The sequence below is a fragment of the Priestia koreensis genome, from assembly GCF_022646885.1.
Taxonomy (GTDB): Bacteria; Bacillota; Bacilli; order Bacillales; family Bacillaceae_H; genus Bacillus_AG; species Bacillus_AG koreensis_A.
In genome coordinates, this window is the sequence record NZ_CP061868.1 from 2,964,629 (window position 1) to 2,986,092 (window position 21,464).

27 protein-coding genes are annotated in these 21,464 nt (G+C 40.9%); 8 read left to right on the top strand and 19 right to left on the bottom strand.

The genetic code is table 11. The features are described 5' to 3' along the window. Positions 1-240: 240 nt before the first annotated feature. Together IE339_RS15605 and IE339_RS15610 are read left to right on the top strand one after the other, a co-directional pair. Positions 241-459 (top strand): hypothetical protein, encoded by a 219-nt coding sequence (locus IE339_RS15605; RefSeq protein ID WP_053401365.1) that lies wholly within the window; start codon positions 241-243, stop codon positions 457-459. Between the two features lie 286 nt (positions 460-745). Next, a complete protein-coding gene (locus IE339_RS15610) occupies positions 746-2,149 on the top strand; it encodes an amino acid permease (protein WP_242168989.1) in 1,404 nt (467 codons plus the stop codon). A 43-nt stretch (positions 2,150-2,192) separates the two neighbouring features. On the opposite strand, the gene IE339_RS15615 is transcribed toward IE339_RS15610, so the two are convergent. The 4 genes from IE339_RS15615 to IE339_RS15630 all read right to left on the bottom strand — a co-directional run bounded on the left by IE339_RS15615 (position 2,193) and on the right by IE339_RS15630 (position 4,729). Beyond that, positions 2,193-2,486 (bottom strand): antibiotic biosynthesis monooxygenase family protein, encoded by a 294-nt coding sequence (locus IE339_RS15615; protein WP_242168990.1) that lies wholly within the window; start codon positions 2,484-2,486, stop codon positions 2,193-2,195. A 100-nt stretch (positions 2,487-2,586) separates the two neighbouring features. Next, positions 2,587-3,051: a transporter gene (locus tag IE339_RS15620; protein WP_242168992.1), complete on the bottom strand. Its 465-nt coding sequence runs from the start codon at positions 3,049-3,051 to the stop codon at positions 2,587-2,589. A 132-nt stretch (positions 3,052-3,183) separates the two neighbouring features. Beyond that, a complete protein-coding gene (locus tag IE339_RS15625) occupies positions 3,184-3,813 on the bottom strand; it encodes a hypothetical protein (RefSeq protein ID WP_242168995.1) in 630 nt (209 codons plus the stop codon). Positions 3,814-3,937: 124 nt separating this feature from the next. After that, a complete protein-coding gene (locus tag IE339_RS15630; protein ID WP_242168997.1) occupies positions 3,938-4,729 on the bottom strand; it encodes an SDR family NAD(P)-dependent oxidoreductase in 792 nt (263 codons plus the stop codon). A 191-nt stretch (positions 4,730-4,920) separates the two neighbouring features. On the opposite strand from IE339_RS15630, the gene IE339_RS15635 reads away from it, so the two are divergent. Further along, positions 4,921-5,220, top strand: coding sequence for a DUF6509 family protein (locus tag IE339_RS15635; protein ID WP_242168999.1), 300 nt, complete (start codon positions 4,921-4,923; stop codon positions 5,218-5,220). A gap of 35 nt (positions 5,221-5,255) precedes the next feature. Here IE339_RS15635 and IE339_RS15640 read toward each other — a convergent pair whose 3' ends face one another. The 3 genes from IE339_RS15640 to IE339_RS15650 form a co-directional block, all read right to left on the bottom strand. Next, a complete protein-coding gene (locus IE339_RS15640; RefSeq protein ID WP_242169001.1) occupies positions 5,256-5,945 on the bottom strand; it encodes a hypothetical protein in 690 nt (229 codons plus the stop codon). Between the two features lie 125 nt (positions 5,946-6,070). Further along, a complete protein-coding gene (locus tag IE339_RS15645) occupies positions 6,071-6,280 on the bottom strand; it encodes a hypothetical protein (RefSeq protein ID WP_242169002.1) in 210 nt (69 codons plus the stop codon). A gap of 361 nt (positions 6,281-6,641) precedes the next feature. After that, on the bottom strand, positions 6,642-8,366 hold the full coding sequence (locus IE339_RS15650; protein ID WP_242169005.1) for a pyruvate oxidase: 1,725 nt from the start codon (positions 8,364-8,366) through the stop codon (positions 6,642-6,644). A gap of 167 nt (positions 8,367-8,533) precedes the next feature. On the opposite strand from IE339_RS15650, the gene IE339_RS15655 reads away from it, so the two are divergent. Next, positions 8,534-8,803, top strand: a complete 270-nt coding sequence (locus tag IE339_RS15655) for a hypothetical protein (protein ID WP_053401374.1) — start codon at positions 8,534-8,536, stop codon at positions 8,801-8,803. Between the two features lie 224 nt (positions 8,804-9,027). Here IE339_RS15655 and IE339_RS15660 read toward each other — a convergent pair whose 3' ends face one another. Then, positions 9,028-9,918, bottom strand: coding sequence for a helix-turn-helix domain-containing protein (locus IE339_RS15660; RefSeq protein WP_242169007.1), 891 nt, complete (start codon positions 9,916-9,918; stop codon positions 9,028-9,030). A gap of 147 nt (positions 9,919-10,065) precedes the next feature. Then, a complete protein-coding gene (locus tag IE339_RS15665; RefSeq protein WP_242169009.1) occupies positions 10,066-11,313 on the bottom strand; it encodes a DNA polymerase IV in 1,248 nt (415 codons plus the stop codon). A gap of 145 nt (positions 11,314-11,458) precedes the next feature. Between IE339_RS15665 and IE339_RS15670 the strand changes: the two genes are divergently transcribed. Next, a complete protein-coding gene (locus tag IE339_RS15670) occupies positions 11,459-11,635 on the top strand; it encodes a hypothetical protein (protein ID WP_242169032.1) in 177 nt (58 codons plus the stop codon). On the opposite strand, the gene IE339_RS15675 is transcribed toward IE339_RS15670, so the two are convergent. Together IE339_RS15675 and IE339_RS15680 are read right to left on the bottom strand one after the other, a co-directional pair. Continuing rightward, the gene (locus IE339_RS15675; protein ID WP_242169033.1) at positions 11,636-12,046 is read right to left on the bottom strand and encodes a hypothetical protein; all 411 of its coding nucleotides are present in this window, start codon (positions 12,044-12,046) and stop codon (positions 11,636-11,638) included. 128 nt (positions 12,047-12,174) lie between these two features. After that, complete coding sequence (locus IE339_RS15680) at positions 12,175-12,387, bottom strand: hypothetical protein (RefSeq protein ID WP_053401378.1); 213 nt, start codon at positions 12,385-12,387, stop codon at positions 12,175-12,177. A 213-nt stretch (positions 12,388-12,600) separates the two neighbouring features. Between IE339_RS15680 and IE339_RS15685 the strand changes: the two genes are divergently transcribed. After that, positions 12,601-12,750, top strand: coding sequence for a hypothetical protein (locus IE339_RS15685; RefSeq protein WP_242169034.1), 150 nt, complete (start codon positions 12,601-12,603; stop codon positions 12,748-12,750). 72 nt (positions 12,751-12,822) lie between these two features. Here the strand turns inward: IE339_RS15685 and IE339_RS24700 are convergent, their stop codons facing one another. Continuing rightward, positions 12,823-12,948 carry a hypothetical protein gene (locus IE339_RS24700; protein ID WP_277933913.1) on the bottom strand — a complete coding sequence of 42 codons (126 nt, stop codon included), beginning with the start codon at positions 12,946-12,948 and terminating at the stop codon, positions 12,823-12,825. Positions 12,949-13,090: 142 nt separating this feature from the next. Between IE339_RS24700 and IE339_RS15690 the strand changes: the two genes are divergently transcribed. Next, positions 13,091-13,729: a hypothetical protein gene (locus tag IE339_RS15690; protein WP_242169035.1), complete on the top strand. Its 639-nt coding sequence runs from the start codon at positions 13,091-13,093 to the stop codon at positions 13,727-13,729. 33 nt (positions 13,730-13,762) lie between these two features. Here IE339_RS15690 and IE339_RS15695 read toward each other — a convergent pair whose 3' ends face one another. Continuing rightward, complete coding sequence (locus IE339_RS15695) at positions 13,763-14,167, bottom strand: DUF4395 domain-containing protein (protein ID WP_242169036.1); 405 nt, start codon at positions 14,165-14,167, stop codon at positions 13,763-13,765. A gap of 232 nt (positions 14,168-14,399) precedes the next feature. Between IE339_RS15695 and IE339_RS15700 the strand changes: the two genes are divergently transcribed. Beyond that, on the top strand, positions 14,400-15,074 hold the full coding sequence (locus IE339_RS15700) for a type 1 glutamine amidotransferase domain-containing protein (protein WP_242169037.1): 675 nt from the start codon (positions 14,400-14,402) through the stop codon (positions 15,072-15,074). A gap of 36 nt (positions 15,075-15,110) precedes the next feature. Here IE339_RS15700 and IE339_RS15705 read toward each other — a convergent pair whose 3' ends face one another. The 6 genes from IE339_RS15705 to IE339_RS15730 form a co-directional block, all read right to left on the bottom strand. Then, on the bottom strand, positions 15,111-16,262 hold the full coding sequence (locus tag IE339_RS15705; protein WP_242169038.1) for a toxic anion resistance protein: 1,152 nt from the start codon (positions 16,260-16,262) through the stop codon (positions 15,111-15,113). Between the two features lie 20 nt (positions 16,263-16,282). Beyond that, positions 16,283-16,933, bottom strand: a complete 651-nt coding sequence (locus IE339_RS15710; protein ID WP_242169039.1) for a 5-bromo-4-chloroindolyl phosphate hydrolysis family protein — start codon at positions 16,931-16,933, stop codon at positions 16,283-16,285. Positions 16,934-17,115: 182 nt separating this feature from the next. Continuing rightward, a complete protein-coding gene (locus tag IE339_RS15715; protein ID WP_397428610.1) occupies positions 17,116-18,120 on the bottom strand; it encodes an NADP-dependent oxidoreductase in 1,005 nt (334 codons plus the stop codon). Between the two features lie 254 nt (positions 18,121-18,374). Next, on the bottom strand, positions 18,375-20,756 hold the full coding sequence (locus IE339_RS15720) for a heavy metal translocating P-type ATPase (protein ID WP_242169041.1): 2,382 nt from the start codon (positions 20,754-20,756) through the stop codon (positions 18,375-18,377). 79 nt (positions 20,757-20,835) lie between these two features. Beyond that, entirely contained in the window at positions 20,836-21,042 is a 207-nt protein-coding gene (gene copZ / locus IE339_RS15725; protein WP_242169042.1) for a copper chaperone CopZ, read from the bottom strand. A 39-nt stretch (positions 21,043-21,081) separates the two neighbouring features. Continuing rightward, complete coding sequence (locus tag IE339_RS15730) at positions 21,082-21,414, bottom strand: metal-sensitive transcriptional regulator (RefSeq protein ID WP_242169043.1); 333 nt, start codon at positions 21,412-21,414, stop codon at positions 21,082-21,084. Between the last annotated feature and the right edge of the window lie 50 nt (positions 21,415-21,464).

Here is a 21,464-nt window from a genome sequence, read left to right on the forward strand (position 1 = left end):
TTTCTTTTACTATTTGCATAATAATGGATTTATATAAATTTACATTTTTTGTTTCGCCCCCTGCAAAAGCAATTGCCTACCCTTACCGCCTCGATCGCAACGAACATAGTACTCTGTACATATAGCTGTTGGCGCTAGCATCATATTTTCTTCGTTAAAATAATGGAAAAGTGCTTGTTTTACGATGATATCGGGTATTCTATTATGAAACTCATTCAACTAACGAAAGGAAGAAATACAATGAACAAACAACTATTGCACGAGCGCGTGGTAAGTATGATTACGTCTGCAACAAAAAAACCAAAGTATTCGGCATTATCTGCTGTCAAGCTTGCGGATATGTTCGGAACGACTGCTCAAGAAATTGAGACGGCTTTAGGTGAGCTCGTTTCCGAGGGGAAACTTAAAAAGACCCGTCTCGATGCACCTCCTCATGCAACGATTTACCTTCTTCCTTAATGGAAAACAATAAAAGATGATGGAATAATATCCATATTTCCCTTCATTTTTTGTGAACAAACTTATCTTGTCGAAATTTTCTTTCGATAAGGGCCAGAAGCTTCAAACGAGCGATAAACAATGCACATACTCCCATTGACGAATTTTGTCGAAAAATAGTATAGTTATAAACATATTCGCATAGATATCAATTTATTTAGTACGCATAGCTTGATTGAACATTAACGATCCAACGCTATCTGCTAAAAAAAAGTTACACAACTTAGAAAGTCAAAAGGAGTTTGGAATGTCTCAACAAAAATTAGGTTTTTGGTTATTAACTGCATTAGTAGTTGGAAATATGGTAGGATCAGGTATTTTCATGTTGCCACGTTCCCTTTCAGAATCTGCTAGTCCTGCGGGCGTTACGCTTGCATGGCTGTTAACCGGTGCTGGCGTCATGCTCACCGCTCTCGTATTCGGGAATTTGGCTATTCGAAAGCCTGAGCTAAGCGGAGGTCCTCAGATTTATGCAAAGGAGCTATTAAAAGAAAAGCCCGTTGCATCTCTCCTCTCAGGCTTTATGTCTTCATGGGGGTATTGGATTGGAAACTTTGCAGGGAACGTTGCCATTATCTCAACGTTCACAAGCTATCTTTCTACCTTTTTCCCAATTCTAAATAGCAAAGCCGTGATTTGGACAATTGGAAGCTTTGAGCTAAAGGTTGGGAATGCTTTAACATTTATCATTTGTACACTTATGCTGTGGGGCGCTCATTTCATTATTTTGAAAGGGATGAAAGGGGCAGGAAAAATTAATTTTGTGGCGACTGTTGCAAAGGTCATTGGCTTTGCCCTATTTATTATCCTAGCGCTTTTTGCTTTTGATAAAAGCAATATCTTACCGTTTGTCGCTCCTAAAGAAGATGCAGCTGGGCATACGGTTGGGCTACTGTCACAAGTAAACGGTGCAGCGCTGTCTACTTTATGGGCGTTTATCGGCATCGAGTCGGCGGTCGTTTTCGCTTCAAGAGCCAAACGAACTCGGGACGTTAAATGGGCCACAATTGTTGGATTATGTATTGCTCTAGCCATTTATCTAGGAATTAGCTTTCTCACGATGGGCGTTCTCTCGCAAAGTGAGCTCATTCATTCAGAGAAGCCTCTTGTCGATGCAACAGAGCAAATCGTTGGTCCGATTGGCGCTTACTTAATTGCTGGTCTCGGACTTGTTAGCTTACTAGGATCAACAATCGGCTGGGTGCTCCTCAGTGCAGAAGTACCTTACCAAGCTGCTCGTCAAGGCTTGTTCTTACCAGCCTTTGCAAAAGAAAATAAGCAATCAATGCCTGTCTTTTCACTATGGGTTTCAAATGCGCTTGCACAGCTGTTTATTTTTTCAACGGTCTCTAGTTCCATCTCAAGTGCATTTGACTTTGTAATTTATATTGCTACTCTCGCCTACTTGGTTCCTTACCTTATTTCAGCTCTGTATCAAATGAGGTTGACCATTACAGGCGAAACGTATCTACACAGCAGACAGCGCATCGTGGACGGCATGATCGCTGCGGGCGCAACGATCTACTCGCTGTGGGTCATTGTGGCTGGAACATCTGATTTAAAAACATTTTTATTTGGCGTTGCGCTCCTAGCAAGCGGGATTATCTTCTATCCGCTGCTTCGTAAAAATGCGCATCATTTATCGTCTTAATGAGAAAAGACTGTGCCAGTGAGCACAGTCTTTTTCTATGTACTTATGAGCGTTGCTTTGTCTCCAAATGCTCCATCTCTGCTTTTTCAAGAAACGGGTCCATAAGCGCGACAAATTGCTGAAACCCCGGCGATTTCATAAAGCCCTCCATGTGACTTTCAACCGTATCCCACTCTACAAAAATGAAGTATTTTCCGTCATTTTCAATGGATTTATTCAGGGTGTGAGAACGATAGCCCTTTGTCGCTGCGATAAGTGTTGCCGCTTCTTTAAAGGCTTCCTCAAATTCGTTTTGTTTTTCTTTGTGAATGTAAAAAATGGCATGTTCAATAATCATGCACGTATCTCCTCCTTCTGCAAATGTCTTTCCCATCTTAATATGTTTTCCAATAAAAGAAAAGCTGAAGAGATTGAGTCTCTTCAGCGAATAGAAACGATTAATAACATTGAAAGGATGAAATACGATTCGTATCAATCCCAAAGTAAACCCAGTTGAATCCTGTCCAGCGATATCCTGATACTGAACGACGCCCTACATATGTCGGGTAAAACCAAAACGATTGCCCGCTATTTAACCAGACATACGTGTACTTATATCGACATCCTGCAATCGCTCCTGGATCGACAGCTTTTAAGCTCGGCCCTTGATTTAACTGAGGGACAAATGACGGCGGTGGTGAAGTTGGTGGGCCGTCCTGATTCCAGCCTCCTGAAGGTGGGCCAGGTGGTGGTGGTGGGAAAGAACCTGGTCCTTGGTTTGGGAGTGGTGGTGGAAAAAAGCCCTGCTGTGGAGGTGGTGAACCTGGGAAAAACCCTCCTTGTGGTGATGACCCCGATCCGCCTGGAAAGCCCGGAATTACGACGGAAAAAGGGAAATTTGATTGTTGCCTCCAATCATACATGAAAAACCCTCCCTGCTGTTTGAAATATTGTCTCTACCTTTACAATATGTGTAAAGCCTATCCTACGTGTTTAATTACGTGAAAACACCCCAAAAGCTACATTCGCTTTTGGGGTGCTTACTGAAGGATACTTTATTCTTTTGTATGATCGTTGTTTTGAACAACTGGTGCTGGTGTTGGCCCTTCTACATTTTCAGGTACTGCTGTTCGAACCGTACCAACGCGTGATGTGGATGTGTCATCAGAGCTATCTAGGCTGTTTGTCCCTTCTAAGTCAACTACTCCTTTTAGTTCACTTCCTGCCTCTGCTACCTTTGAGCCGATGCTTTTTAAGTCGGCTTTGGAGTCTTTTAACGTTGAGATTGTATCGTTTGTTGTATCAGACACTTTACCTAACACTTCATCGTTTACACGTTCGTACAGGCCTTGTGCCTCACTGATCGCATCTTTCAAAGAGTTCGTCGCGCTCTTAAACTGTTGAATCATTTGGTTCTTAACGTCCTGCGGATTTTCGCGAATTTGCCCCCACATGTCAACAGATGAATTTTTTAAATCCACCGCTTTTCCTTTTACCTGGTTGCGAGTAGTAGAGTCTAGTAAAGTTAACACTCCTCCAACAACGCCTCCGATAATGATGCCTTTTAAAAGCTTGCTATTTTTCTCGTCCATTTGAAAGTCGTTCGTTGTTGAAGTTGTATGCTGTGTTGTTGGAATGCTTTCGATGTTACCTGCTGTTTGAATACCTTCGTTTGTTTGTACCATGATTATTCCTCCTAAATAAGTATGATCGTTACTGTTGGTTATGTAATTCCCAGCCTCTACGATTGTTAAACACTTTATTTAGGAAACAAAAAAAGGATCTGCTGTTTGTGCAGATCCTCTCATGTTAGATTGAGCGAATAATTCCACCCTCGACGCGCTGTGTCGCTCCATTAATTGCCGATGCTTTATCAGAAGCAAGGAAGACAATTGTACTTGCCACTTCCTCTACTGTTGCAAATCGTTGAATAAGCGATGTCGGCTCATTGTCTTTAAAGTAATCTCTTGTAAAGGCGCCTAGCTCTTTATTTTCAGCTTTTGCAGCTCCCTCAATAAAGTTTTCTACACCTTCAGTCCACGTTGGACCAGGTAAGACCGCATTGACCGTTACTTTTGTTCCTTTTGTCATCTCAGCCATGCCCCTTGATAAGCTGATAAGTGATGTTTTCGTCACTGAATATGGAAGCATTTGTGGAAGAGGCTTCACTCCCGCCTCACTTGCTAGATTTAAAATGCGGCCTTGATTTCGTTTTAGCATTTTAGGAAGGTAATGACGTGATGTACGTACAGCCGTCATCACATTTACTTCAAAATATTCCATCCACTCTTCGTCTGTAACTTCTTCAAAGTTTTTCACTTCGAAGAACGCTAGGTTATTAACAAGCACGTCCACATCTCCAATCGAATCGACCTGCTCAAGGAATTGTTTGCTTTGCTCTGGCTTAGAAAGATCGGCTGCCACACCGTGAACGGTTCCATGAGCAGAAAGCTCTTTCACCACTTTATCGACCTTCTCCTGTGTACGACCATTAACAACAACGTGCGCGCCTTCTTGTAAAAAGTGCTCCGCAACAGCCTTTCCAATTCCTGCTGTTGATCCTGTTACAACGACTAATTTCTGCTGAAGGTTTAATTCCATTTATCTCTCATCCTTTTCTATGTAAATTGATTTGTCGAGTATATCAATCCAAATTAGTATAAACCAGTCATCTGCTCATTATGTCATTGTTCGCCACTCTAGCATGTTGGTGGTTATTCAAGTATAATGAAGACAGCTTCCGCTTGGTGAGTAAGTGGATACATATGCTTTCAAAAGAAGTGAGGGATACGATGTTAGAAATAACAAGTTATACAGTAGAAAAATTAAAAGATCCGTTTGGTATTTTAAGCGGAGATCGTTATGAATTCTTTTTAGATGTAGACGTTCCAGAAGACGATGAGCTTTACAACGAGAACGGGCTCCGCTTAAAGGTTATTTTAAGCGTTACGGACGAGGAAGCAAAAATCGTTCAATACCATTTTTATGATCGCAGCACCGACAAATACATCGACTTTTCGTTAGAAGAAGATGAGGAGCAAATGGTGCTCGCGTTCTGTAAGGAACGCACGTCAGAAGCTGAAGAACAATAAGCAATCACAAAAAAAGCCGCAGCTGCGGCTTTTTCTTATATGAACACTAGCTCTTCTTGCTTGTATCCATGGTGTGGCCAGTGGGATTTTCGGTCTTTGTATACTTTTTCAATATGATGATGAAACGCTGGATCTAAAATGGTTTCTCGACTAATGTCTTTATACACGCGGCAAAGCTCCAGACGCTCGATAATTTCCGTTGACGTTGGCAATGACTTACTAAGCATCCACTCGACGTAATGAACTACCTGATCGTCTAACGATAGTAGCGACTGCAGCTCCTGTGGCGGTTTATTTTTCACAATCGGTACAAAATGACTCATTAGCTCCGTTTTGGTTTTTAAAATGTGCTCCTTTACTTTATCCTCAAGCTCTTTGCTATACGTTTCTATTAATCCTTTTACTTTTTCATATTCTTCCTCAAACCGCTTTTTATCCTCGACAAGGATGACACGACCATAGTGTGGTACTGAGCGCGTGTAATCTGCTCGAAGCTTGTCCACGTGTTTTTTCATCGGTTTTGTGAGCAAGGAAAACGTATCGTCAAATAGCGGGTATGAGGTTCTAACCTTCTCTCCAACCCCTTTTATTGACGTATTGTTCCAAAGCTCTCTTGGGATGGTGATCACAAACTGATCTAAGCGGGCGCCGGTAAATGTAATATCCACAAACTGTACGACATTACGATATTTTTCTAGCCATTCGATTAGACGTATTTCCTTCATTTCTCCCTCTCCCCTGTGCCTGTCCACTTTTTATTACAATCTATGCGCCCGATTCTTTTTTATGCCAAAAAGCGATCGTTTTTTAGGAAAGATTCATCATCATTTCACTAAAAACGACCGCTGCATTAGTTGTTTGCTTGTTTTTTTAGATCGAAATATTGCTGCCTCATTCGCTGAATGACTTCCTTTTGTCCTGAAGTCGCGGACATAACCGCTCCTTTGATCGTTTGCTCAATATCATATAGAGATTTAGTAGACAGATGAATATGCTCATTTTCTTGAAGTACGTAGGTTAAATGTTCAATAAAATCAACGGGGTTCATTAATTTTTCCATGCTCGTTCCTCCCTCTGTATATGCTTTTCTTTGTTGCCAAATTACAAAAAAACTATACCTTTAAAAAGGAAATAAAATCCATGTATAATAATTGCAAGGGTGAATAGATTGATGGGCGTTATAAAAGGTTTTTTCGCTGGTATTGGTATATTCATAGTAGGGCTTCTGTTTTTATTCGTAGTAGGAGGATCCTCACAACTGGCGGTAATTTTTGCGATTTTATATCTTGCGAGCGTGGTCATGTTTTGTACTTGCTTAATTCTTTACCGATTAAAACCGGCTTCTGAAAAAGATTCGGCTTAATTATACAAAAACAGTGTACGAGAAAAAGCCACCCCAAGTCAGAGTGGCTTTTCTTCTCTTAAAAGAGACCTTTGATTCCTTTTTTAATCGGTGGTAGTTCAAGCTTTCCTTCCGAGAAGAAGCTTTTAATTAAGTACTCGGAGTAATGCACAGCTTGCTGATACGTAATTTTTCCTGGAAGCGGCGGTTCAATATCTGTCACACAGTCAATAATGACCGGTTTCTCATCAAGCGCAGCTTTTCCGAGCGCTTCGCGTAGCTCTGCACGATTTGTGACACGATACCCTACACCACCACACGCCTCTGCAAAGGCGGCAAAATTCATTTCTGCTAAGTCTACTGCATAATCCTGATGACCGAGTGACTCCTGCTCATATTTAATCATGCCAAGCTTTTCATTGTTCAATACCACCACGACAATCGGAAGCTTATAGCGAACAGCCGTTACAAAATCATGCATGACCATTGTAAACCCACCGTCTCCACAAACGGCTAGCGCCTGACGTTCTGGAAACGCCATTTTGGCGGCAATCGCCCCCGGTAATCCACAGCCCATTGTTGCTAGCCAACAGGACGTGATAAATTTTTGATTGGTCATTCGGAAATAACGCGCCATCCATACCGTCACGTTTCCGATATCAACGGATAAAATGGCGTCATCTTTCACAAATTTTTGAAGCTCACCCACCACCTGAGAACCTTTTAGATGCTCGCTTTCTTTTTCCTGATCTTCGTTCATATCGTGCCACCATTTATTCATGCGCTCTTGACTTTTTTCGAGTAAAAAGCGGTTTTCGTTTCGCTTCACTCGCTGATTTAGCCAACCAAGCACTTCCTTTGTATCACCTACTAGCCCAACATCGATCGGATAGCGCTTTGATATTTTGGTCGGATCAATGTCAATTTGCAGTGCTTTTACGCCGTTTGGCAAGTATTGACGATATGGAAAGGACGTACCAATAAGAATCAGTAAGTCTGATTCGTGTGCCGCCTGATAAGCAGGCTTTGTCCCTATTTGTCCAAGTTGTCCCATGCAGTACGGATGTTCGTCTGGAATGACGCCTTTTCCTGCTAAGGTTAAAATAATCGGCGCGGCTATTTGTTCTGCGAAAGTCAGCAATTCTTCACGTGCGAAAAGAGCTCCCTTCCCAGCTAAAATAACAGGTTTTTTTGCTTCGTGAATCAAGTCGAGCGCACCCATTAAGTCAGTTTCACCCGGAAAGATTTTAGGGTGTGTGCGAACAGATGAGCTGAGCTCTGATTTATTATTTTTGTACTTTCGTGCGACAATGTTATCAGGAATTGTTAGAACCGCTACTCCTTTTTCTGCGTAAGCAGTACGGATGGCCTGATTTAGTAAGTCAGGCAAATGCGTTTCAGTTGTGACCGTTTTATTGAACACCGCCACATCGTCAAACATACGCTCTAGATTGATTTCTTGAAATGACTCCGTACCTAGTTCTTCTGAGTGTACTTGCCCTGCGATAACGAGCATAGGAACACCGTCTTCTTTTGCATCGTACATTCCGTTCAATAAATGAATGGCTCCAGGCCCTGCGATCGCTGTACAAACCCCAATTTTCCCCGTAAGTTTTGCATAACTTGCTGCTGAAAGCGCCGCAACCTCTTCATGACGTACTTGAATAAATTTTATGTATTTCTGATTTTTGCGCAGATCTTCAATAAACTCATTAATAGAATCGCCTGGTAGTCCGTAAATATGGTCGACTCCCCAATCGAGCAATTGATTAATGATCACTTCACCTGTACGTTTTTCAAACAAAGAAAATCCTCCTCTACGTAACGTTATATGTTTGTTGTTCCCAATCATATTTTTCTTTAAACAGAAACATTTCCCAAAATACAACTATTGAACCGTTCCAAATAAACACGCAATTCGGTATAATTATACCTGTGTCATTTTACACAGCACAGGAGGGTTTATTGGTAATGGTTATTAATCACGTAAACAACGCACAAGGTCAGCGTTTAACAAACGGATGGAATCTATTTTTTGACAATCACCTTACATTATGGAAAAAGGATGAACAGTACCTACTGTTAGATACGAATAAAGAGGTTGTATTAATTTTTGCCTTTAAGCGCGAAGAACTAATTATTGAAAAGGTTGAAACATGGCGCTATCAGCTTAAAATCAACTCGGACAAGCAGCGTTTGACTTACATAGGGAAAGAGACAGAGTTTCCGGTTGAGGGGTAAAAAAAAGAATGGTCCGAGGACCATTCTTTTTTTATCAATGAATGATTGGTAGGTCTAATGTAGAAACAATTCCTCCGAATAACACAGCAGTATAAATCGCATAAGTCAATAGTTTTTTCATTCTAGCTTCCTCCTTTCATAAATACCATTTAAAAACTTTATAACAATATATTACCATATTAGTATACTTTTTTACTGCATCTTTTTTACTATTTTTAAAAAAATTATGAACTTGAGGAAGTATTTAGCAACTTGAAAGTCTCTTCTTTAACTATTTCTTCCATTTTATCATTCTTTTGAACGTTAAAAATGGATGTAGATTTAGATAAATACTCATAGCCTTCTGTTACTTCGCCCATTTTGAAAAGTGCGTTTCCTGCTTGATAATAAAACTCTCCAAATAAGTATAAATTATCTTCGCTGATGCATATTCCAATACCCAAGTTACTAAATTTAAGACACTCATCGTATTTTTTTAATTTTAAAAGCACTTGTGTTAAGCCGTATAAAATTCTCAAATATACTTTTCTATTTTTTATTTTGTACATTTTTTCTAAAGATGTTAAAGCTTTCATAAAAATATCGTGTGCTTTCTCTAGCTCATTATTATCATAATGAATTGCCGCAATGCTGTGAAGAATTTGGATTTCCTCTTCTCTTAGATCCGTTTGTTCCCTGTTCGTTGTTTCCAAAGCCTTATATAATAACTCAATAGCTCTATCTTTATCTTTGTTAATGTGATAATAACAAATAGCTTTATGCCATAAAAAAAACTGAATATTGTCGGGCCCTTCAAAAATAGGCATTTCCTCTTCACGCTTCACAATTTCATACAGCGCTTTGTATTCGCGATCACGTACGTAATTCCTCATAAGCGTCTTCACGCTGTTAACGTAGTCGACGTTTTGATTCCAGTTTGTTTCGAAAAAATAGGTGATGGGGATGCCTAAGCGTTTTGCTAGGGTATGTAGCTGTGGAAGCGTCGGGTATTCGTCCCCTTTTTCGATTTTTTCTAGGTCTTGTGGTTCGCATATTTGTTTTGCTAAGTCGTTTTGAGATATTTCTAGAGACAGCCTTAATTCTTTTATTTTTTCTCCGATGTTATATTCCTTCATGATTTACACCTCCATTATCTCTGACTCGTACGCTTCCTATCTTATTATCGGCTTTTCCTTCATACTTTGGATGCATATTGTATACAACTTTTACTACCTTCCTTATTCTCCTTTTACGTACCGAAACCCTTTCGACAATTGGACGAATTATTTTCCTTTATTAAATCTATTTTCAATGTCATCACGTATACCTTTGGAGCGATTCGTGTTCCGGTCAAATCCCCTGCGAATAAAATTATCACCATATTTTTCATTTAGTTTCTCCATCGTTTTGAGAAGCGGCTCTTGTTTTGCCTCTTCTTCAAAGGAAAAAAGGTCCAACTGCTTTAAGGCATCGTGTTTTGCCTCTACGTTCATAGCGGTTACGCCAATAAGACGAAGCGGGTCACCGTTCCAGTTTTTCGTAAACAACTGAGCAGCACTTTGAAAAATAGCGCTCGCTTCGACGATCGGGTTAGGAAGTGAGCGGCTCCTTGTAATGAGCTTACGATCCGAATATTTCAGCATAATTTGAATGGTCGATGATACGACTTCTTTTCGCTTCATACGTGCACTGACCGTTTCAGACAATCGTTGAATAATTTCTAGTGCAGCATGCTCATCCGTGACGTCCGCGGGTAGCGTAGTAGAGTTGCCAATGCTTTTAAATTGATGAATAGATTCTGGGTCAACCTGCCGATCATCCACTCCATTGGCTCGATTCTTTAAACGTATTCCGTTCACACCAAGCGTACTTTTCAATGAAGCATCATCTGCCTTAGCTAAATCCTCAATCGTATAAATATGAAGCGTGCTTAATTTTTCTGCCGTTTTCTCGCCAATTCCATGCATATCTGAAACTGGACGAGCCCAAAGAAGAGTAGGAATATCGCGTTTACGTAATACTGTAATTCCGAGTGGCTTTTTCATATCGCTAGCCGTTTTTGCCAAAAATTTATTTGGCGCGATGCCAATTGACACTGGAATTTTATACTGTTCTAACAGTTCCTTTTGTATATAAGTAGCTATATCAAGCGGTGCGCCCATTTCGTAGCAGTCGGTAATATCAACATATCCTTCATCAATTGATGCTGGTTCAATAAGCGGCGAAATGGTTGATAAAAATTCAAACATCTGCGCCGACACTTCACGATAAAGCGGAAAGTTCGGCTTACGCACGATAAGCTCAGGGCACTTTCGCTTCGCTTCCCATACCGTCATGGTCGTATAGACGCCTCTGCTTCGGGCCTGATAGTTACACGTCACAATGATCCCGCGTCGTTCCTTCGGATCCCCTGCGATAGCAAGAGCTTTTCCTTCTAGTGATGGATCATGTGCCGTTTCGACAGACGCATAAAAAGCATTTGCGTCAACGTGTAAGATGACGCGCCCGTTTTTTGGATACATGGATTTCAATCTATCACCTTATTTCTGTTCTCTACATTCATTATACTATATGGCTATTTTCAAACTACCATTAGTGGCTTAAATCACGTAAAATAAAAAACGAGACTACAATCAGTCTCGTTTTTAAAAAATGCTGTATGTAAGGTGAGATACGATGAATCGTTACCATTGCTGTGCTACTTGTCAACATTTTAAAGCGGAAAAAACCGCCGATGGCATGAACTATTTCTGTACACGTCTTCAGTATGAGACAAAACCAACCTATCAGTTCACCTGTTGGGATCCAAAAGAGCATGTTCGAAAACTCATTCAGAAGGAAAAACAATCTTAATTAGTTCACATGATCGTAGGAATACAGCTCCGTCAGCCATTGCACAAAATAAGCCTGAGGAATTAAAATGTCTTGTAGGGGCTGATCCTTCAAATCTTGAAAAGAAAACTGCTGCATTAAATACTGCTGCCATTTAGCCGGTACGTCTTTTGCAATCAAAAAGGCTTTCGCAAAATGAGCACGTTCTTCACTTTCTAAATCAGCTAGCCACTGAGACTCGTCCATCTCGTATTTATAGTGAAACAGCGTATACTTTTCGCACCAGTAGACGAAGTCTTGATGTGAAAACATATTTTGCCCATCACACACGTCACTCAGTAAGCTCATTAGCTGTTCGACGGTGTACGGCGCTTGAATAACACTTTTATTTCGCGCGTTCATTGTCATCACAATCCCCTTTCCTTCAGACATTCGCAAACTTCTTGATTAGTTACAGTGTACAAGAACTGTTACGAAGTGAAAAGAGACTTTTTTCTAGGGGTCTTAAGTTCGTGAAAATTCCCACCTGCTGCTTCTATTTCATAAATTAAACACTTAATCTAGTTGCTTCCTTCACGAAAGGCCTTGTCCATTACGCGATATGCCCAGCGTATCACTAAAAACAGCACGTAATCTGTGACGATGATGGCCGCAATCATTAAAGGAAGAGTAGGCCACGGGAAGACTAGCTGAATAAGCGTGATCGCCAAAATGAAAATAGCCCCTATGATAACGGTCAATTTTTTACCGTGTCGCTTCCAAACTTGTTCCATTTTATTGCTCCTTTTTGTTTTTCTTTCTCATCAATATTTATTATACTAAAAGTATAGGGAAACGTCTCTTACGCCCGTCTTTTGAAGATTTTTTTGGAAAAAGTTTTCATTTTAGAGGAATTGGGTATACAAGCAACAAATTAGTATTATAAGTGCCATGCATTCTATAATATAATGATAAAAACACGATTGATTGTGAAGGGAGAAATAAGAATGAGTGAACAACAGAATAATCAGCAAGCTCAAATCGGAAAAGAAATTAGCGTAAAAGGTATGATCAAAGCGATTTTCAACGATATCGCTCATATCCAAGTAGGTAGCAAAGTCATTACTGTGAATATAAAGGACTTAGGTATGCAGTAAGCTTGGTTATATTTTTCTCTTCTTGTTCTTATACGCAACAGAAGATTCTTTCAGAGGCTAAGTGATACACGATCACTCAGCCTCTTTTTTCTGTTCATGCTCATTTAAAATTTCTTCTATCTCTCCTACATCTCCCTTAGCGTTAATGATTTGTAACAGCTCTGTCATCTCCGTGCTTTCTTCTTCACGTTTGTTCACCGCATCCACCTCCTAATTTTCTTATCATGCCCCAATTCTCCTATTTTTTAAAAATATTCGTTTTCTTACACATATGATGTAACTTTTTCCATCAGCATCCCGTCTAATTAGTAAGCAACAATGAAAAGGAGATGGGATGAACATGAAACGATCAATACCGCTACTCCTAGTAGCAAGCACTTTTTTAGCATTGACAGCATGCGGAACGGAGCAGTCAAGTCCTCAAGCCGCTCCTACGAGTGAAAAGAAACCAGCTGAAAAAACCGAAGCACCGAAGAAAGATACGTCAGCTTCTGATGAAAACAACAAGGTTCGCCTTCCTGAAACAAAGTTAACGTATCAAATGGAAGGAATGCAAGAGCAAAAAAATGCCTTCTTAAAAACGAGCAAAAACCAAAACTATACGCTTTATGTCATAGACGGGTATGATTTAACGGAAGAAGAACCGAGAAAAGACGTGATTACGTATAACGAAAATGACAAGCTATGGATGAGAGTAGAAGTGCTAGAAAAGGGCCAAGATTTAAGTGATGTAAAGGCGAATTCGATGGAGACGTTAAAAGCAGGATACGGAAACGTGAAGGAAGTAACGGATTTCTCAAACGATAAAAACGATATTGACAGCGTATTTACTGGGCAAAGTAAAACAGAAAAAGGCGCTGTCTATCTGTTGAAAGAAACAGAAGATCACCCTGCGCTTCGCCTTACAATGTTTGCACCTCTGGAAACCGAAAGCTTTGAGCCATTTTTAGAAATGGCACGCACGATTCAAATCAAATAACAAAAAAGGCGTCTCATGCGTGAGATGCCTTTTTTATGCTGCCTGCTTTCGTTTATATTTCCACATCATATATCGATAACGGATCGTACAGCCGATACAATAGCCCATTAGCGCCACTCCTGCTGCTAGAATGACCATGATACCGAATGTATAACCAAGCACTGACAGATCAAATTGAAAGGAAAGAAACGAGACAATTAAGCAAATCGTTGCAATCCATTGATTAAATAATTGCTGTGCGGCATCCTCCATTTGATAAGAGCGCTTCGGTAACAATCGGCGTCCTGCCATAATGAGCGGATTTCGTTTACTAATTAGCGTGGTGACTCCAATTACAATCGGAAGCAGCAAGATCCAAGATGAAAACAAAAGTCCAGCTAAAGTCGTTAAAACGATAAAAAGCTGATTTGTCTGAACAAGCGGTTTTGGAATTCCCATCGACAATCCTCCTTTTTTATTCATTATACCGATAAGTTTACTGAGATAAAAGATTTTTGTTTGAAAGAACATCGCTGTTCCTTTTCCACTAGCACTATGCCTAGAAGAGACTTCCCTTTGTGAATAGAGGGAAAAATTCCCTCTCAAAAAAAGTCCCGGTTGCATGTTTGACTTCATTCACAGAGGGAACACTTTATCTAGAATTTACAAGATGAAAGGATGACTTAACGATATGAGTACAAACGAAAAAATCTTAATGGTTGTAACGAACGGACATACAATGGAAAACGGAGAGCTTGCTGGTATTTGGCTGACTGAGTTCTCTGAAGCATATTTAGAATTTAAAAAAGCTGGTTATGAAGTTGCGGTAGCAAGTCCAAAAGGCGGTAAGTCTCCTGTAGACCCAAACAGCTTAACTGATGATGTAACAGCTGAAGATAAAGAAGCTGGAAAACTGCTTGAAGAAACAAAACGTCTGTCTGACGTAAGTTCTCAAGAATTCGCAGGTATTTTTGTCCCAGGTGGACACGGTACAATGTTCGACTTCCCAGAGGACGCACATTTACAGCGTCTTTTAACAGAGTTTGCTGAAGACGACAAACTAATTGCAGCAGTATGTCACGGGCCGGCAGCTCTTGTTGGTGGGAAACGTGCAAACGGCGAACCAATTGTAAAAGGTAAACGAGTTACGTCATTCACAGACTCTGAAGAAGTGGATACAAAACTTGATAAGTACATGCCTTTCTTACTTGAAACAAAGCTTCGTGAACTTGGTGCAGAGTTTGTAGCGAAGGACAATTGGACAGATCATATTGAAGTTGATGGGAAGCTTCTTACAGGCCAAAATCCACAGTCTACGATTAGCTTAGCAAAACAATTTATTCGCGTTTTAAAAGACGGTAAATAATAAAAAATGCCTCTTCCATTTGGAAGAGGCATTTTTTTATTTTAAATCAAGAAGCTTTTGCTTCAAGTCGATTTCCATCTGATGAAGCTCTTGTTCAGCACTGTGACGCTTTGAGCGACCTTCTTGCTGAATTTGTAGCACTTCCTCAAGCGTTGTTAGCAAGTTTTCCTGCGTCTTTTTCAGCGTTTCGATATCCACTACTCCGCGCTCATTCTCTTTTGCGACCTCAACTGTATTCTGCTTTAACATTTCCGAATTTCGCGTGAGAAGCTCATTTGTCGTTTTCGACACTTGGCGCTGTGCTTCCATTGCTCGCTTCTGACGCAACAGCGTCATGGAGATTACGATTTGGTTTTTCCATAGTGGAACCGCTGTTAAGATGGAGCTTTGAATTTTCTCTACTAACGTCTGGTTCACTTCTTGAATTAGACGAATTTGGGGTGCGCTTTGAATCGCAATTTGACGACTTAGCTTCAAGTCATGAATTCGCTTATCTAGACGATTCATAAACTGATTTAAATCGTTCACTTCCTGCACTTTTAAATAATCTTGGCCGTCCTGTGCCTGAGATTGTAAGGCCGGAAGCGTTTCGCTCTGCAACTGTTCAAGCTTATACTCAGCCCCGGCGATATAAATATTCAGTGCTTCATAATACTGCTTGTTTTTCTCATATAAATTTTCTAGCATCATAATGTCGCGGTACAATAGCTGACGCGAGCCTTCTAGCTTGTCAGAAATTTTGTCGATCTCTACGTTAATGCTTTGATATTTCGATAAAATGCTTTGAACAGGCTTTGACACACCGGAAAAGAGCTTGCCGATTACACCTTTTCGCTTCATCCCGAACTCATCTGGGTTCACTTGATTAATTTTCAGCATCAGCTCGGTAATTACATCGCCGACGGGACCTGCATCCTTTGTTTGCACGTGCTTTAAGACAGACTGTGAGAAATGAGAAAGCTCTGACTGTGCAGCGGTTCCATATTGTAAAATTGCCTGCTGATTTTTGTAATCAATTTGCTCGGCGATTTTTTTCGCCTTTTCCTGATGCTCAGGTGTTAAATAAGCAAAGGATTTCTTCGGCTTTTCCTCTTGTAAAGAGGTTTCCTTCTCTTCTTGGATCGTTGGCATCGCAAACGGATCATCCAATAATTCATCAAGGCTGTTTTTTGATTCAAATTCCTTCATGTTCAATCCCTCCTGTCCTATTACTCAATCTTTTTTGTGGAAGTAGGCCTCCATCGCTTTTCGTCCTCAAACGCATCTTTTAAAATCTTCAATTCTATATTTAAGTTTTCCATATCACTTTCAAGCGCCTTTTTTAAAAGACGATCGTATTTATTAACCATTTCATCAATCATCTCTTCTGCGTCTCGAAGCGCATCACGTACTTCCATGTTTTTGGTTGGCTTTGTCGCTAAAAACAAGTAGCGTTCAATCACGGTCACGGTAGAGGGTAAATACGTTTGGAAAAATGGCTGGGTATCCACGTATCGAATAGGCTCTTTATCCACCATGTCAATGATGCTTTTCGCCACTTTATATAGCTTTGTCAGCTGCATCCACATTGTGACAGACCGTACTTTAAAACGGCTGCTGCCAATCATTTTTAAATGCTTCTTTGCTTCACGTACTTGATGCTTGATATACGCAATTTCTTCTTTATATGGATCACGTTTCGTTAATTTTTTAATCACGAGCGCCCCTCCTGTTGTCGTCATCAGTGCTCCTGATACGCCTACACCCGAAACGGCCGATAACCACATATTCATATCTAAACCGTAGTGAAAAGCCGGGATGGACAAAAGCCCAATTCCACCTGCTGAACTGCTCCATTTTATCATTTGAGAAACTTTCATATCCGCGTTCCTCCTAATTCTATCAACCATTTTCTTCTAATTGTAACCATTTTATCACACCTTCACATGAAACCTCAAAGGTTGTGAGTATTCCTCTTACTTATACGAATAGAACAGAAATAGGTTTCAGAAAAACAGAAAAAAGGACGTGAGCGCATCACGTCCTTTTTATGGAAAGGCTTTTATTCAGCTACTTTTACAATTTGCTTCCCAAGGTTCTCACCTTTAAATAAGCCAAGGAATGCATCAGGTACATTTTCAAATCCGTCTACGATATTCTCTGCGTATTTGATTTTCCCTTGTGACACCCACTCACCTAATTCCTTCATGCCTTCTCCGAAATGCTCTGCATAATCATTTACAATAAAGCCTTTCATTAGGGCACTGTTGATGAGAAGACGTGTTTGAATACGTGGCCCTACGTCCACCTTTTCAAGATTGTACATCGAGATTTGGCCGCATAATGGGATACGTGCGCCTTTGTTGAACAACGTTGCTACCGCATCTGAAATTTCGCCACCAACATTCTCAAAGTATACGTCCACACCGTCTGGACATGCTTTTTTCAAGTCAGCGCGAATGTTTTCCGTTGTTTTGTAGTTAATGACTTCATCAAAGCCAAGCTCTTCTTTTAAATATTGAATTTTCTTTTCAGATCCCGCGATTCCGACAACGCGAGCTCCTTTGATTTTCGCGATTTGTCCTACAACCATTCCTACTGCACCAGCTGCTCCTGATACGACAACCGTTTCACCCTCTTTCGGCTGACCGATGTCTAACAGCCCGAAATAAGCTGTTAATCCTGGCATTCCTAGTACGCCAAGTGCTGTAGAAATTGGTGCTACGTTTGGATCAATTTTTTGAAGGTGCTTTGCTTTTACAGTGATGTAGCGTTTCCATGGTAGGTATCCCACTACATAGTCACCTTTTTGCAAGTGATCGACTGTAGACTCTTCCACACGACCAACAATGCCACCGTTTAATGGTTCGTTTACTTGAAATGGTGGTACGTATGATTTGGCATCATTCATACGAGAGCGCATATACGGATCAACGGATAAGTATAGCGTTTGAAGAAGCACTTCTCCTTCTTTCGGTGCTTTTACTTCTGTTTCCTCGTACTTGAATGTGTCTTTTGTTGGCATTCCTTTTGGACGTTCTGCTAAAAGTATTTGTTCGTTTTTCATCATGGTTCCCACCTAACATCATAAATTTTTTAATAGGTACAACTCGTATTTTGTCATTTATGACCCTTCTCATTCAAACAAAATGCTTATGTAAGTTGAAGCCTATATTCTCTCTATACCCTTTTTCGACTTTTTATGATCATTTTCCTCCTCAAAAATGGAAGCGTTCACAAAATAATTACTATACTGATCGGTATAGTGGTTCTCAAGACAAAAAAGAAGCACTTCGAAAACTTGAAGTGCTTCTAACAATCCTATTTCACCCGTTGTAGTCTCAGAGCATTAAGTACGACCGAGACAGAACTAAACGCCATCGCCGCACCTGCTACCCACGGTGCTAAAAGACCAATGGCTGCGACTGGAATTCCAAGCGTATTGTAGCCCATCGCCCAGAAGAGGTTTTGCTTAATGTTTCGGATGGTCAGCTTACTCATATGCACGGCATCAGCAATTCCGTTCAAATCACCGCGCATTAACGTAATATCTGCTGCTTCCATCGCTACATCTGCTCCTGTACCAATTGCCATGCCAATATCAGCTGTGGCAAGAGCAGGAGCATCATTAATGCCATCGCCTACCATCGCTACTTTCTTGCCTTGTGCTTGCAGAGCTTTTACTTCATTTGCCTTTTGCTCCGGCAAAACTTCGGCAATGACGTGCTTAATGCCAGCTTCTTTTGCAATTGCTTCTGCAGTAAGCCTGTTATCTCCTGTAATCATTAACACATCAAGACCTAGCTGCTGTAGTCGGCGAATGCCTTCTTTTGATGATTCTTTCATCGTATCTGCGACTGCGATCATGCCTGCATATTGACCGCCGACTGCCGCAAGCATGACCGTTTTGCCCTCTGCTTCGAGCCTGTTTTTTTCTTGGAGAATCGGCTCAATAGCAATTCCATGATCGTTCATTAGTCGAACCGTTCCAACAAGCACGTTCTCTCCCTGCACATCTGCTTTAATTCCGTACCCGGGAATCGTTTCAAAGTTCGTGACGGGAAGTTCAGTGTCTACTTCTATACCACGCACAATGGCTGCCGCAAGCGGATGTTCGGATTGCTTCTCCGCAGCACGTACATACGGAAGAAACGATTTGTCTCCGATAATATCCGTTACTTCGGGTTCTCCTTTTGTAATGGTACCCGTTTTATCTAGCACAATCGTCGTAATTCCTTGCGTAGCTTCTAAATGTTCGCCACCCTTAAAGAGAATGCCCTTTTCAGCTGCTCGTCCTGAACCAGCCATAATGGATGTCGGTGTTGCGAGTCCAAGCGCACACGGACACGCAATAACGAGAACCGCTATGAGTTTTTCTAGAGCACCTGCGAAGTCACCAGGCTGTACGACGAAGTACCAGATGATAAATGTTAATACGGCAAGACCAACCACAATGGGAACGAAGATGCCCGAAATTTTGTCGGCCATGCGCTGAATTGGCGCTTTTGATCCCTGTGCTTCTTCAACGACTTTTATAATTTGCGCAAGCGCCGTGTCTTTTCCTACCTTCGTTGCTTCCATTTTTAGAAAGCCGTTTTTATTCATCGTTGCGCCAATCACCTCATCACCAGGGAATTTATCCACTGGGATACTTTCACCTGTCAGCATTGACTCATCAACTGCCGAACGTCCGTCGATAATTCGACCGTCTACCGGGATCTTTTCACCTGGACGAACAGAGATAAGATCCCCTCGCGTAATCTCTTCAATCGGTACTTCCGTTTCCTCACCGTTTCTTACAACAAGAGCGGTTTTTGCTTGAAGTCCCATGAGCTTCTTAATCGCTTCGGATGAACGACCCTTTGCTTTTGCCTCAAACAACTTGCCAAGTAAAATAAGCGTGATTAAAATAGCACTCGTTTCATAATAAAGCTGTGTGGCTCCGTGATGACCAAGCGATTGAAAGGATAAATAAAGACTGTAAAAATAAGCGGCAGACGTTCCTAGTGCCACGAGTACATCCATGTTGGCACTTTTATTACGAAGCGCTTTGAATGCTCCTACATAAAACTGCATTCCAATGATAAGTTGCACCGGCGTAGCAAGCGTCAGCTGAAACCACGGATTCATAAAAATCTCCGGAACATAAATGAACGATGTAAAGGAAAAATGACCAACCATCGCCCATAAAAGAGGAAGTGATAATAAAAGGGACACGAAAAACTTCCACTGCTGCTTTTTAATCGCTTTTTCACGGTGATCAACTTCTGGCTTCTCGCTTTTAGTCGAAGCACCGTAACCAAGCTTACCTACCTTCTCAATCACATCTGCTTCGCTCATAACAGATGGATTGTATTCGACGGTTGCAGATTCTAGCGCTAAGTTCACGTTTGCTTTAAATACGCCTTCCATTTTGTTCAGACCCTTTTCAATTCGGTTTGAACAAGCGGCACACGTCATACCCGTAATGACGAAGTCAGCTTTATCTCTTACTACACCATATCCAAGCTTTTCTATTTTTTCCTCGAAAGCTTTTGGATTCGTAACAGACGGGTCATATTTGACTGTGGATCTTTCTAAAGCTAAATTTACGTTCGCCTCTTCCACTCCGTCCATTTTGTTTAGACCTCGTTCAATTCGGTTCGAACAAGCGGCACACGTCATGCCTGTTACTTGAAAAGTCGTTTCCTTTGTCTGTGACATGACCTCTCCTCCTCATACCTATGTAGGGTATATTTGTTCGTTAAAGAGAGCGTGCTAACCGGTTAGCACGCCTTTCGTTTTATACTACATCATAGCCTTGATCATCAATCGTTTCTTTGATTGTATCAAGACTTACTTTGGCTGCATCGTATGCTACATCCACTTTCCCTGATTCAAGGTGTACAGTGACGTTCGATACGCCTGCTAGCTCTCCTACACTACCTTCTACAGCTTTTACACAATGACCACAAGACATTCCTTGTACTTGTAACGTTACGTTTTCCATTTCACTCTCTCCTTTTATTATCAAAAATGATGACTTCTTTTATTTTTTCATAAGGCGCTGCATTGTGACAAGTAATTCGTCTACAACTTCTAATTCCCCGTCCTGAATACGCTCAACTACACAGTTTCTCATATGACCTTCTAATAGAATTTTGGATACTCCGTTTAGCGCAGATTGAATGGCGGAGATCTGTGTGATCACATCGTCACAGTACGTATCTCGCTCAATTAAACCTTTGACCCCTCGGATTTGTCCTTCAATTCGATTTAAGCGCGTCACAAGATTTTTCTTCGTTTCTTCTGAATGATGACTTTTACGCGCAGAATGACAGCTTTCTCCTGCATTCATCATTTCTTCATGATTTTCTGACATTAAGGCAGCCCTCCTTACATCTAATTTACCATACCCCCCTATAGTATGCA